We start from the raw sequence: 12,651 nt of genomic DNA, 5'->3' as shown, positions 1-12,651 counted from the left end.
TAGTTATTTATTGACGTAATATACGGCACTAATCATTCGAAAAAAACCTTGAAAATCTTTTCTTATTTCTATATTTAGAAACCCTATTTTTTTTAAAAATTCAATAATATCTAAATACATAAATTGGTTTATTTCAAAATAAACATAAACTATTCCAGTAAATTTTTTTTTTATCCAAAAAGAAATTTTTTTATAAAAAATCAAAGGATCCTCATCAGAAACGAATAAAGCTTTAATAGGTTCGTATTGAATAATATTTGGATGTAGTAATTTTTTTTCAGATAGTCTAATATAAGGAGGATTACTTACGATAATGCTTACAGAATTTTCGTTCATTTTGTATATAGGAATCCAATTTCTAAAAATATCCACTCTTTTGAATGAAATATCTACATCATGTAATTTTGCATTCTTACGAGCTATGTAAAGAGCTTTATGCTCTGAATCAATTGCATGAATAAATCCTATTTCAGGTTTTTTCTTTTTTAAGGTAATACTAATACATCCACTTCCTGTTCCAATATCAAATATTTGAACGAAATTATCATTTTTATTATTATGATCCTTTTGTAGGATCCAGTATACCAGTTCTTCCGTTTCTTGTCTTGGAATGAATACTTTTTCATTTACTATGAATTCCATATCAAAAAAGTATGCCTTTCCAATTACATATTGTATGGGTCTATTTTTTTTCAATTCCCATAATTTTTTTATTAATTTTTCGTAAATAAGAAAATTAATTTTTTCTTTTCTACTTAATTTTAATAATATAGTTGTTTTATCACATTTCAAAAAATGAGTAGTAAGTAAAAAAAAGATACTTTTTAACTCTTTAGGTTCTGTATATAAATCTTGAAGAGTTTTTTTAAATAAACGGTAAAATTTGTCCAAATCCCCCATATGATAAAATTAAATTTTAATCATGCGAATTAAAAAAAATATTTAATTTAATAAAAAAATCATAATATAATTAATGTTAGATGACGATACCATTGTTGCTTTAGCAACTCCTATTGGGGTCAGTGCTATATCTGTTATTCGTATTTCTGGAAAAAATTCCATATCTACTGTTGAAAATATTTTTTTTCCCATGAAAACTGGAAAAAAACTGGAAAATCAATCAACACATACGATTCATTTAGGATATATTATTGAAAATAATAATTTATTAGATCAAGTATTAGTTTCTATTTTCAAATCTCCTTTTTCTTATACTGGAGAAAATATGATAGAGATATCTTGTCATGGATCTTATTATATACAACAACAAATTTTGCAATTGTTAATTAGAAAAGGAACACGATTAGCCCGTCCTGGAGAATTTACATTTCGTGCTTTTTTAAATAAAAAAGTTGATTTATCACAAGCTGAAGCTATCGCGGACCTTATTTCATCTGAAAATAAAACCTATCATGAAATCTCTTTACAACAAATAAAAGGAACATTATCTAATACTATTAAGGATTTAAGAAAAAAATTGTTATATTTTGCATCTTTACTAGAACTAGAATTGGATTTTTCTGAAGATCATCTTCTATTTGCTAATAGATCAGAGCTTTTTTTATTTTTACAAAAATTAGAAGAAATTTTAAAAAATTTAATTGAATCATTTTCTTTGGGAAATGCTATAAAGAAAGGAGTTTATGTGGTTATTATTGGAGAATCCAATGTTGGAAAATCTACTTTTTTCAATCAGGTAATTCAGGAAGACCGTTCTATTATATCTCATATCGAAGGTACTACTAGAGACTGTGTGGAAGGTAAAATTATTTTAAATGGGATTCTTTTTAATTTTTGGGATACAGCTGGAATTAGAAAAACTAAAGATCCCATAGAAATGATGGGAGTTGAAAAGACCATGGAAAAAATAGAAGAGGCTCAAGTTATATTATATATTTTTGATTCTTCTAAAGAAAAACAAGAAAAGATTATTAGTGATATTAAAAATATTCACAATAAGTATCCACTAAAAAACATTTTTATAGTAGCAAATAAGTCCGATATCTCACTTTTACATGATTATGATCATATAAAATCAAAGGTTTCTTATTTTTTTGAAATTTCTGCAAAAAATAATCATGAAGTAAAAGGAGTACTCAATACTTTGAGTCATTTATTTCTTAAAAAATTAAAAGAAAAAAAAATAGTAGTTACACAAAACAGACATTATGAAGCTTTGCAACTATCATTAAAAGAGGTTTTATTAGCTGATGATGCTTTACATAAAGGGCTTTCAGAAGATTTAGTTTCTATATATATTAAAGAAGCATTGCGTTATTTAGGAGAGATTACGGGAGAAATAACAAGTGAAGATATTCTAAAAAATATTTTCTCCAAATTTTGTATTGGTAAATAAGATTCATTTAGTTATGTCACAAAATTTTGTAAGAGTTCGTTTTGCTCCTAGTCCAACAGGACCACTTCATTTAGGTGGCATACGAACCGCATTATATAATTATCTTTTTGCTAAAAAACATGGCGGAACGTTTATTCTTAGAATGGAAGATACCGATAGAAAAAGATGGGTTTCTAATTCTGAATTATATATTCTGGAAACATTAAAATGGTGTAACATAGAGCCGGATGAAGGAGTAGGTTATGGAGGCCCTTATTCCCCTTATTATCAATCTAAAAGAATAAATATTTATCGTATTTATATAAATAAATTGTTAGAAAAAGGTGATGCATATTATGCTTTTGATACAGATAAAGATCTTGATAGAAAAAGAAAGGAATATCACGATAGTGGGGGATCTTTTTCTTATAATTATAAAATTAGAATGAAACTGAACAATTCTTTAACTATGACGAAAAAACAATTACATGATAAATTGCGATCTGGTTCTTCCTATGTGATTCGATTTAAAATACAACCTGGAGAAAAATTGAATATGTATGATATCATACGTGGAAATATAATAGTTGATACAGATCACTTAGACGATAAGATATTGTTAAAATCAGATGGAGTTGCTACTTATCATTTAGCTAATACTATTGACGATCATATCATGAAAATTACTCATGTTCTAAGAGGGGAAGAATGGCTTCCATCTATGTCCTTGCATATATTATTATATAAGTCATTTGGTTGGACCCCCCCTAATTTTGCACATTTACCTTTAATTTTAAGACATAATGGAAAAGGAAAAATTAGCAAAAGAAATGCAAATTTAGATTTTCCTATATTTCCTATACAATGGAAAGTTCCAGATACTAAAATCATTATACCTGGATATAGGGAGTTGGGTTATTTTCCAGAAGCATTTGTAAATATGTTAGCTTTATTAGGATGGAATCCTGGAATTAAAAGGGAAATTTTTTCTTTACAAGAATTAATCAATTTTTTTTCTTTAGAAAAAATAAATAAATCTGGTGTTTTTTTTGATGTAAAAAAAGCAAATTGGTTCAATAAAAAATATTTAAATAAAAAAAAAGAAGAAATATTTGCATTTCTTTGCGAAGAAATAAAAAAACGTTCCATTGACAAAAAAGATAAAGACTATTTATGGAAAATTATCCATCTAACGATTGATCGTATACATTTCATTCATGAAATATGGGAACATTCTTTTTATTTTTTTATTTCTCCTAGTTCTTATGAAGATCATTTTTTCCATGAAATATGTAATAAAAATGCCATATCTAAATTAGATAATGCAAAAATATTGTTATATTATGCAGATAAATTTACATCTGTAAATTTGAAATTATTGTTTACAACAAACAAACAAAAAATTATGCAATTGTTACGCTTGGCTTTGGTAGGGATACTAAGAGGAATTGATATTTTCATTATTTTGGAAATGTTAGGAAAAGAAGAAAGTATACGACGTATAGAAAAATTGATCAATCAAATAAAAGAAAAAATTTAGAATGTTTTTTTGAAAAAAGAACATAAAAATATAGATTTACATTTTCGTAAAAAAAATTAAATGCTTAAACATTATGAAAATATCATGATAATAACTCCTATATTATCTGATGATCAAGCAAAAGAAACGGTAAAAGAATATGAAAATTATCTTATGCAAAAAAAAGGAAAAATAGTTTATCAGGAACATTGGGGGTTGAAAAAACTAGCTTATCCTATTCAAAAAAAACAAAGCGGTTGTTATCATTTATTTGAATTTTTGTTACATTCTAATTTCGTATCTGATTTAGAATTGAAATTAAGACAAGATGAACGTATTCTACGTTTTTTAACTGTAAAATTAAATAAATATGGAATAAAATATGCAGAAAGAAGAAGAAATAAATTATTAAAAAAAGATGAATAACGATGATATTAGAAGAACCCCATAAACAGACAAAACAATTAGTAGAGAGTGATTTAAGATACTTATCTCCTATTAAAATAGAAACAAAAGTAGAAAAAAAATATTGTTATTTTGAACAAAGAAATATTAAATATATAGATTATAAAGACCCGATATTTTTAATAAAATTTCTGAATGCACAAGGTAAAATTTTGCCACGTAGAATAACAGGAACTTTACAAAAAAATCAAAATAAATTAAATGCGGCTATAAAGAGATGTAGACAAATTGGACTTTTACCTTTTGTAACAGATGATTTAAGATAAAAAATGAAAATTATTTTAAAAAAAGACGTAGAAAATTTGGGGTTTCAATACGATGAATTAGATGTTCCACCAGGTTATGCTAGAAATTATCTAATTCCTAAGGGGTATGCTATTTTAGCATTACCTGGTACCATAAAAAGTATTCATGAAACATTGAAGCAACGCACTAAAAAAGAAAATTTTTTAATTGAAAAATCAAAAAAAATAGAAGAAAAATTAAAAAAATTAACTATTAAAATACAAGCGAAGGTAGGTAAAGGAGGTAAGTTATTTGGTTCTATTAATAATAAAGAACTTATGAAAATTTTGAATAAAGAAGGAATTTCTATAGATAAAAAATTTATCAGAATTCCTGGAAATAAAGTCATTAAAACAATAGGAAAACATCAAGCGAGTATACGTTTGCATAGAAAACGCGAGTTTTTGTTCAATTTTGAAGTATTAGCTTCTAGCTAATAAAAGTATCATATAATAAAAATAAATTTAGTAATACTACTATTATAGTGATTAACCAAGCTGATATATTTAAAATTGGGCCATTTACAAATGGGCCCATTTTATAAGAATCTCCTGTAAAATAAACTAATGGAACAATAGCGAAACTTAATTGTATTGATAAAATTATTTGACTAATTATTAGTAATTCAGCTGTTCCTTTTTCTCCATAAATAATAGAGGCTATCATAGCTGGAACAATAGCGATAAGTCTCGTTATTAATCTTCTTATCCAAGGTTTAAATTTTATATTTAGAAACCCTTCCATGACTATCTGTCCAGCTAGTGTTCCAGTTAATGTGGAATTCTGTCCTGATGCTAGTAAAGCTAATGCAAAAAAAATTCCAGCAAGACTAGAACCTAGGATAGGAGTTAAAAGTTTGTGTGCATCCATAATATCTGCTACTTCTGTAAGTCCAACTTTATGAAAAGTTGCTGCAGATATAATTAATATAGCTGCATTTATAAAAAAAGCTAAGGATAAAGATAAAGTACTGTCTATAGTAGCATATTTTATAGCCATTTTTTTTCCTTCTATAGTGCGTGGATAATCTCTGGTTTGTATAATGCTTGAATGAAGATAAAGATTGTGAGGCATTACAGTAGCTCCTAATATTCCGATAGATATATAAAAAGAATGCGAATTTTTAATGATTTCAGGGTTAGGAATAATTCCTTTTAATATGGGAAAAATTTCAGGTTTTGAATTAATAATTTCAAAACTAAAACAAACTAAAATTGTAAATATTAAGGCTGCTACCACACTTTCAATATATCTAAACCCTTTTTTTTGAAAAAATAAAATGATAAAAACATCAATAACTGTAATTAATACACCCCATGTAATAGGAATGCCAAAAAGCAGTTTTAAGGCTAACACAGAACCAATAATTTCAGCTAAGTCACAAGCAGAAATAGCTATTTCACATAAAATCCACAAAATAAAACTAATAAAGGGTGGATAATGATCCCTACATGCTTGTGCTAAATCTCTTTCACAAACAATTCCTAATTTTAGAGATAAATGTTGCAAAATAATAGCAAAAAAATTGGATATAAAAATAACGGATAAAAGCATATAACCAAATTTTGCTCCTCCAGCAATATCTGTTGCCCAATTTCCTGGATCCATATAACCTACAGCAATTAATAGTCCTGGACCAGTAAAAGCAAAAAGTTTTCTCCATATTCCTTTTTGTTTAGGAACAGAAACGGAAGAAAAAACTTCAGAAAGAGAAGGATGCTTGTTTTCATTCCTCCATCCTATAGAATATTTTTTTTTTTGCATAAAATAGTAAAAAATATAAAGGTAACCGTTTTCATCTTTTTGTTGTAGATTCATAGTAAAATCTATTTCATGATAATTAAAAAAAATTTATAAAAAATAGAATTTTTTTCATAAAAGAAAATAAAATAAATTATATAAAATAGAATAAATTGCATAAAATAGAATAAATTTTTATATTTGTTTAATATTATTTACTTTATTTATAATGAAAACTTATAGTTTTTAAAGGGATTTAATTTTTCTTTTTTTTTATGAAAAAAATAGCGATACAAGGTGTGAAGGGGTGTTTTCATCATGCAGCCGTTTCTAGATATTTTGAAGGATGTAATTATAAGTTGATGGAATGTTCTTCTTTTAGAGAGTTGGCTATTTCTGTAGCAAAATCTAATGTAGATATTGGGGTAATGGCTATAGAAAATACGATAGCAGGTACAATATTAACTAATTACAGTCTTTTATCTGAATATAATTTGAAAATAGTGGGAGAAGTATATATGCCTATACAACATCATTTAATGTCTACCCCAGGACAATATATAGAAGATATAAAGGAGATTTATTCTCATCCTATGGCTATATTACAATGTGAATTATTCATAGATGCACATCCTTACATAAAAATATCCGAATATTCAGATACAGCTGCTGCAGCTAAATATATTTCCATATGCAAAAAAAAAGGGGTAGCCGCGATAGCATCTGAAAATGCTGCTAAAGAATATGGATTAGAAATAATTTCCAAAAATATACAAACTATTACAAGTAATTTTACTAGATTTTTTATTATTAAAAATTCTTATAAAGAAGAAAATGATTATTTCAATAAAGCTTCACTAAGATTCAAAATATTTCATACTACTGGTAGTTTATCTAAAATATTGAGTATGATATCTAGTCTTGGTATAAATATGACTAAAATACAATCTATTCCTATAATACAAATACCTTGGGAGTATTCCTTTTATGTGGATATTATCTTCAACAAGATAAAAGATTATGAAAAAATGAAAAAACGCATACAAAAAATTCCCTGTCTTCATAAATTATCTATTATGGGAGAATATAAAAATGGTAGAATTATATCCTAATGATTGTAGCTGCAAAAAAAATGCATAAAGTATCGGAGTACTTTTTTTCAAAAAAAATGAAGGAAATTCATCTTTTTGAAAAAAAGGGTATGAAAGTCATTAATTTAGGAATTGGTAATCCAGATATTCTTCCACCAATTGGAGTTATACATAAAATGAAAAAAGCGTCAGAACTCAAGCATGCTAATACTTATCAAAGCTATATAGGAATAGAAAAATTACGTGATTCCATTTCGAATTGGTATGAAAAAATGTATCAAGTATATGTAGATCCTAAAAATGAGATTTTGCCATTAATGGGATCTAAGGAAGGTATTATGCATATAAGCATGTCTTATTTAGACAAAGGTGATAAGGTATTAATTCCAAATCCTGGATATCCTACATATTCCTCTATATCAAAACTTTTAGAATCATTAATTATTTATTATGATCTTTATGAAGATGAAAATTGGACTCCTAATATTAAATTATTAGAGAATAAAAATCTATCTAGAGTGAAAATTATGTGGATTAATTATCCTCACATGCCAACGGGTGCACCCATAACTTTTGAAAAATTAGAAGAAATTGTTTTTTTTGCGAAAAAAAACCGTATTTTACTTGTGTATGACAACCCTTACAGTTTCATATTGAACAGTAATCGTCCTTTAAGTATATTTAATATAAAAGGGGCCAAAGATATAGCCTTAGAATTAAATTCTTTAAGTAAAAGTTACAATATGCCTGGATGGCGTGTTGGAATGATAATAGGAAAAAAAGAATTTATTCAAAATATACTAAAAGTAAAAAGTCAAATGGATTCTGGTATGTATTATCCCATACAAATTGGAGCTATAGAAGCTATGAATCATGGGTCTAAATGGTTTGAAAAACTTAATATAGAATATATTATACGTAGAAACATTATATGGGAAATATGTGATTATCTAAATTTAAAATTTAATAAAAAAAGTTCTGGAATATTTGTTTGGGCAAAAATAACTGGTTCAGAAAAAAATGATCATATATGGTCCGACAAGTTTCTAAAAAAATATCACATATTTATTACCCCCGGTAGAGTATTTGGTAATAATGGAAAAGGATATGTAAGATTTTCTATGTGTTGTCCAGTAAAAATTTTGGAGCAAGCAAAAAATAGAATTATTTCATGAATATTGGAATTATAGGATTAGGGTTAATCGGTGGATCTATTGGTTTAGGATTGCGAAAATTAAATTTTGTAGATAAATTTATAGGAACAGACTCTAATGAGGAAAACGCTTTACATGCTATAAAACTTGGAATTGTAGACGAAATAATTCCTTTGCAGGATCTTATTATGCAATCTTCAGTAATTATTTTATCTATTCCCGTAGATGGAATAGAAAAAATACTTCCAAGTATTCTTAATGAAATAGGAAAAGATTCAGTTATTTTAGATACTGGATCTACTAAATATGATATTTGTAATAAGGTTTCCTCTCATCCAAAAAGAAGTCGTTTTGTAGCTACACATCCGATAGCAGGAATTGAAAATTCTGGACCTATTTATGCTAATTCTGATCTTTTTTATAAAAAAAATTGCATTATTTGTGACTCAGAACTTAGTGCTCCAGATGCTATGTCTATCGCTACAAAAATATATTCTATTATGGCAATGCGTATGATTTATATGACTTCTAAAGAACATGATTTATATATTGCTTATATATCTCATTTACCTCATGTAATTTCCTTTGCTTTAGCTAGGACAGTTTTAAAAAAATTTAAAAATGAAGAAAAAATTTTTAATAATATGATGGGGAGTGGATTAGATTCAACTACACGTTTAGCGAAAAGTAAGCCTGAAACGTGGTTACCTATTTTTATTTCTAATAGAGAAAATATGATTCAAGCTATAGATTTTTATATTGATCATTTAGAAGTTTTTCGTAATTATTTAATTAACAAAAAATTTCATGATATAGATAAATATATGAAAAAAGCTAACGATATAAAAGATAAAAAATATGTGTAAATTAAACGTATTGTGATGGAAAAACTGAATAATAGTATAGACAGATCATGGATTGATAAGTGTAATAAACCTTTAATCATATCTGGTCCTTGTAGTGCAGAAAACGAACAACAAATATTAGAAACAGCAAAAAGGTTAAATCCTTCCTATGTTCAAGTATTTAGAGCAGGAATATGGAAACCTAGGACAAAACCAAATAATTTTGAGGGAATTGGAAAAAAAGGACTTGAATGGCTTCATAAGGTAAAGAAAAATACGGGATTAATGGTTGCTACAGAAGTAGCTAATGCAGAACACGTTAAACTCGCTATTTCTTTTGAAATTGATGTTCTTTGGATCGGTGCTAGAAGTACAGCTAGTCCTTTTACTATTCAAGAAATAGCGGATGCTCTAGAAGGAGAAAATAATAAAATTATTTTGGTTAAAAACCCGATTCATCCTGATATAGAATTATGGATGGGTGCTTTAGAACGTTTATTGGGTAAAGGAATTAGGAAATTAGGAGTGATACACCGTGGCTTTTATACCTATAAAAACTCAAAATATAGAAATCAACCTAATTGGAATCTTTTGTGCAATTTTAGGAGGATCCTTCCTAGGATACCTATAATATGTGATCCTTCACATATTTGCGGGAATAAAGAAGGGATTTTGGATATAGCAAAAAAAGCTTATCATTTTCAATATGAAGGATTAATGATAGAAAGTCATTGTGATCCTGATCATGCTTGGAGTGATGCTCAACAACAAATAACTCCGGAAAAACTGTTGGAAATGTTAAAAGAATTAACATATATAAAAAAATGTTATACAAAAAGTAAAAGAGATTTAAATTCTTTCAGAATTTTAATTGATGAACTAGATGAAAATATTATTGCTCTTTTAGCAGAAAGAATGAACATTTCCAAAAAATTAGGAGTTTTAAAAAAATCTTCAAATATAGCTATTTATCAACCAACTAGATTAAAAAATATTATGGATAAATCTATTAATTTAGGAAAAAATTTAGGAATTTCTGAAGAATTACTTAAAGGAGTTTTCAAACTGTTGCATGAAGAGTCTATTAAAATTCAAAATCAAATCAGGTAATAGAAAAATTATAAAGCTCAGTTCTAAAAAATGGCTTATTTATTTACCAGCGAATCGGTTTCAGAAGGTCATCCTGATAAAATAGCAGACCAAATATCGGACTCTATATTAGATCATTTTTTAGCGTATGATTCAGATGCTAAAGTAGCTATAGAAACTTTAGTAACCACTGGCCAAATTATATTAGCTGGAGAAGTACATTCTAAAACTTGGGTAAATGTTCAAAAAATAGCTCGTAATGTCCTTAGAAGAATAGGATATACAAAAAATGAATATAGATTCAATGCAGATTCTTGTGGAGTTCTTTCTTCTATTCAAGAACAGTCTTTGGATCTATTTGAGGGGATACAAAAATCAAAAAAAGAAGAACAAGGATCTGGAGATCAAGGTATAGTATTTGGTTATGCTGTAAAAGAGACTGAAAATTATATGCCTTTAGCATTAGAAATATCACATCATATATTAAGAGAACTTTCATCTATTCGAAGTGAAGGAGAAAAAATGACTTATTTACGTCCAGATGCAAAATCGCAAGTTACTTTAGAATATTCGGATACAAATGTTCCAGTGCATATTCACGCTGTAGTTATTTCAACTCAACATGATGAATTTGATACAAAAAAAAGAATGCATAAACGTATTGTTCAGGATATTATAAATATTCTTATTCCAAGAGTTAAAAATAATTTTTTATCAAAAGATATAAAAAAATTATTTACGGATAGAACAAAATATTACATTAATTCTACAGGAAAATTTGTCACTGGAGGACCTCATGGAGATACTGGTCTTACCGGAAGAAAGATTATAGTGGATACTTATGGAGGAAAGGGCGCTCATGGAGGAGGAGCTTTTTCTGGAAAAGATCCATCTAAGATGGATAGATCTGGAGCTTATGCCGCTAGACATATAGCTAAAAACCTTGTTGCAGCAGGAATTTCAGATGAATTATTGATACAAATATCCTATGCTGTAGGTATTGCAGAACCAATTTGTATTTTTGTAAATACTTATGGTAAATCAAAGATTGATAGTGAAAATATTGTGTTGAATATAAATAAAATTTTTGATTTACGTCCTTATGCTATAGAAAAAAGATTAAAATTGCGTCAACCTATGTATGAAGAAACATCTGTGTATGGACATATGGGAAAAACTACAAAAAAAGTATATAAATCTTTTTTGGATATAGAAGGTAATAAAAAAAAACAAAAAGTAGAACTTTTTACATGGGAAAAATTGGACTATTTACCTGTCATAAAGGACATTTTTAAATTAAAAAAATAGGGATTAATGTCTTACAATCTATTGAAGGGAAAAAAAGGAATTATATTTGGTGCTTTGGATGAAAATTCTATTGCTTGGAAGGTAGCAGAACGAGCTTATGAAGAAAAAGCATCTTTTGTATTAACCAATACCCCTGCCTCTTTAAGAATTGGAAAAATTCATGAATTATCTAAAAAAACTAAATCTCTGGTAATTCCAGCAGATGCTACTTCCATCTCTGATCTTAATATTTTATTTGAAAAAACATTAGATCATTTTGGAGGAAAAATAGATTTTTTATTACATTCTATAGCTATGTCTATGAATATACGAAAAGGATTGACTTATACCACTATAAATTATGAATTTTTAAGAAAAGGATGGGAAATATCTGCTGTATCTTATCATAAGATAATGCAAACAGCTTGGAAAAAAAAAGCGATGAATAAATGGGGTTCTATTGTAGCCCTTACATATATTGCTTCTCAACGAAGTTTTCCACATTATGGGGATATGTCGGATTATAAATCATATTTAGAGAGTATTACACGTAATTTTGGTTATCATTGGGGGATAAAAGAAAAGGTAAGGGTTAATACCGTTTCACAATCTCCTAGTATCACACGAGCAGCAAAAACCATTAAAGGGTTTAATAAGTTTCTTATTTTTTCAGAAAAAATATCTCCGTTAGGAAACGCTTCTGCACAAGATTGTGCTAACTATATCATTACACTTTTTTCAGATTTAACAAGAAAAGTAACGATGCAAAATTTGTATCATGATGGAGGTTTTTCTAATACTGGAATTAGTGAAGCTATGATTTCATCAAATTCCTAATAAA

At 27.3% G+C, this 12,651-nt stretch carries 13 protein-coding genes; 11 read left to right on the top strand and 2 right to left on the bottom strand.

What is annotated here, in order from left to right; translation table 11 throughout:
- Nucleotides 1–3 precede the first annotated feature (3 nt).
- A complete protein-coding gene (locus H0H59_RS01520) occupies nucleotides 4–900 on the bottom strand; it encodes a N5-glutamine methyltransferase family protein (RefSeq protein ID WP_185861891.1) in 897 nt (298 codons plus the stop codon).
- A 73-nt stretch (nucleotides 901–973) separates the two neighbouring features.
- Between H0H59_RS01520 and mnmE the strand changes: the two genes are divergently transcribed.
- From mnmE to rplI, 5 genes are read left to right on the top strand one after another with little or no spacing between them, the layout of a single operon-like run.
- Nucleotides 974–2,356: a tRNA uridine-5-carboxymethylaminomethyl(34) synthesis GTPase MnmE gene (gene mnmE, locus H0H59_RS01515; RefSeq protein ID WP_185861890.1), complete on the top strand. Its 1,383-nt coding sequence runs from the start codon at nucleotides 974–976 to the stop codon at nucleotides 2,354–2,356.
- Nucleotides 2,357–2,369: 13 nt separating this feature from the next.
- The gene (gene gltX / locus H0H59_RS01510; RefSeq protein WP_185861889.1) at nucleotides 2,370–3,875 is read left to right on the top strand and encodes a glutamate--tRNA ligase; all 1,506 of its coding nucleotides are present in this window, start codon (nucleotides 2,370–2,372) and stop codon (nucleotides 3,873–3,875) included.
- A 60-nt stretch (nucleotides 3,876–3,935) separates the two neighbouring features.
- Nucleotides 3,936–4,280 (top strand): 30S ribosomal protein S6, encoded by a 345-nt coding sequence (gene rpsF / locus H0H59_RS01505; RefSeq protein WP_185861888.1) that lies wholly within the window; start codon nucleotides 3,936–3,938, stop codon nucleotides 4,278–4,280.
- A gap of 2 nt (nucleotides 4,281–4,282) precedes the next feature.
- A complete protein-coding gene (rpsR, locus tag H0H59_RS01500; protein WP_185861887.1) occupies nucleotides 4,283–4,585 on the top strand; it encodes a 30S ribosomal protein S18 in 303 nt (100 codons plus the stop codon).
- A gap of 3 nt (nucleotides 4,586–4,588) precedes the next feature.
- Nucleotides 4,589–5,041 carry a 50S ribosomal protein L9 gene (rplI, locus tag H0H59_RS01495; RefSeq protein ID WP_185861886.1) on the top strand — a complete coding sequence of 151 codons (453 nt, stop codon included), beginning with the start codon at nucleotides 4,589–4,591 and terminating at the stop codon, nucleotides 5,039–5,041.
- Here rplI and H0H59_RS01490 read toward each other — a convergent pair.
- The gene (locus H0H59_RS01490) at nucleotides 5,034–6,368 is read right to left on the bottom strand and encodes an Nramp family divalent metal transporter (RefSeq protein WP_185862418.1); all 1,335 of its coding nucleotides are present in this window, start codon (nucleotides 6,366–6,368) and stop codon (nucleotides 5,034–5,036) included. The two genes, rplI and H0H59_RS01490, sit on opposite strands and share 8 nt — an antisense overlap.
- 251 nt (nucleotides 6,369–6,619) lie before the next feature.
- Here H0H59_RS01490 and H0H59_RS01485 point away from each other — a divergent pair, with 251 nt between their 5' ends.
- From H0H59_RS01485 to H0H59_RS01460, 6 genes are read left to right on the top strand one after another with little or no spacing between them, the layout of a single operon-like run.
- Nucleotides 6,620–7,456 (top strand): prephenate dehydratase, encoded by an 837-nt coding sequence (locus tag H0H59_RS01485; protein WP_185862393.1) that lies wholly within the window; start codon nucleotides 6,620–6,622, stop codon nucleotides 7,454–7,456.
- On the top strand, nucleotides 7,456–8,610 hold the full coding sequence (locus tag H0H59_RS01480) for a pyridoxal phosphate-dependent aminotransferase (RefSeq protein ID WP_185862392.1): 1,155 nt from the start codon (nucleotides 7,456–7,458) through the stop codon (nucleotides 8,608–8,610). The genes H0H59_RS01485 and H0H59_RS01480 overlap by 1 nt, the downstream gene beginning before the upstream one ends.
- Nucleotides 8,607–9,455 (top strand): prephenate dehydrogenase, encoded by an 849-nt coding sequence (locus H0H59_RS01475; protein WP_185862391.1) that lies wholly within the window; start codon nucleotides 8,607–8,609, stop codon nucleotides 9,453–9,455. The genes H0H59_RS01480 and H0H59_RS01475 overlap by 4 nt, the downstream gene beginning before the upstream one ends.
- 15 nt (nucleotides 9,456–9,470) lie before the next feature.
- Nucleotides 9,471–10,544, top strand: coding sequence for a bifunctional 3-deoxy-7-phosphoheptulonate synthase/chorismate mutase type II (locus H0H59_RS01470; RefSeq protein ID WP_185862390.1), 1,074 nt, complete (start codon nucleotides 9,471–9,473; stop codon nucleotides 10,542–10,544).
- A 30-nt stretch (nucleotides 10,545–10,574) separates the two neighbouring features.
- Nucleotides 10,575–11,831, top strand: a complete 1,257-nt coding sequence (metK, locus tag H0H59_RS01465) for a methionine adenosyltransferase (protein ID WP_185862389.1) — start codon at nucleotides 10,575–10,577, stop codon at nucleotides 11,829–11,831.
- 6 nt (nucleotides 11,832–11,837) lie between these two features.
- Complete coding sequence (locus H0H59_RS01460; protein ID WP_185862388.1) at nucleotides 11,838–12,647, top strand: enoyl-ACP reductase FabI; 810 nt, start codon at nucleotides 11,838–11,840, stop codon at nucleotides 12,645–12,647.
- Nucleotides 12,648–12,651: the final 4 nt, after the last annotated feature.

Origin of the sequence: Blattabacterium cuenoti (genome assembly GCF_014251715.1) — a bacterium.
GTDB lineage: Bacteria > Bacteroidota > Bacteroidia > Flavobacteriales > Blattabacteriaceae > Blattabacterium > Blattabacterium cuenoti_M.
This window is presented reverse-complemented; position numbering and strand designations above follow the sequence as displayed.

Coding starts and splice junctions, on each gene's coding strand:
- H0H59_RS01520 (WP_185861891.1), bottom strand. CDS start 900: ATGGGGGATTTGGACAAATTTTACCGTTTATTTAAAAAAACTCTTCAA.
- H0H59_RS01475 (WP_185862391.1), top strand. CDS start 8,607: ATGAATATTGGAATTATAGGATTAGGGTTAATCGGTGGATCTATTGGT.
- H0H59_RS01460 (WP_185862388.1), top strand. CDS start 11,838: ATGTCTTACAATCTATTGAAGGGAAAAAAAGGAATTATATTTGGTGCT.
- rpsF (WP_185861888.1), top strand. CDS start 3,936: ATGCTTAAACATTATGAAAATATCATGATAATAACTCCTATATTATCT.
- rpsR (WP_185861887.1), top strand. CDS start 4,283: ATGATATTAGAAGAACCCCATAAACAGACAAAACAATTAGTAGAGAGT.
- H0H59_RS01480 (WP_185862392.1), top strand. CDS start 7,456: ATGATTGTAGCTGCAAAAAAAATGCATAAAGTATCGGAGTACTTTTTT.
- H0H59_RS01470 (WP_185862390.1), top strand. CDS start 9,471: ATGGAAAAACTGAATAATAGTATAGACAGATCATGGATTGATAAGTGT.
- H0H59_RS01490 (WP_185862418.1), bottom strand. CDS start 6,368: ATGCAAAAAAAAAAATATTCTATAGGATGGAGGAATGAAAACAAGCAT.
- mnmE (WP_185861890.1), top strand. CDS start 974: ATGTTAGATGACGATACCATTGTTGCTTTAGCAACTCCTATTGGGGTC.
- H0H59_RS01485 (WP_185862393.1), top strand. CDS start 6,620: ATGAAAAAAATAGCGATACAAGGTGTGAAGGGGTGTTTTCATCATGCA.
- gltX (WP_185861889.1), top strand. CDS start 2,370: ATGTCACAAAATTTTGTAAGAGTTCGTTTTGCTCCTAGTCCAACAGGA.
- metK (WP_185862389.1), top strand. CDS start 10,575: ATGGCTTATTTATTTACCAGCGAATCGGTTTCAGAAGGTCATCCTGAT.
- rplI (WP_185861886.1), top strand. CDS start 4,589: ATGAAAATTATTTTAAAAAAAGACGTAGAAAATTTGGGGTTTCAATAC.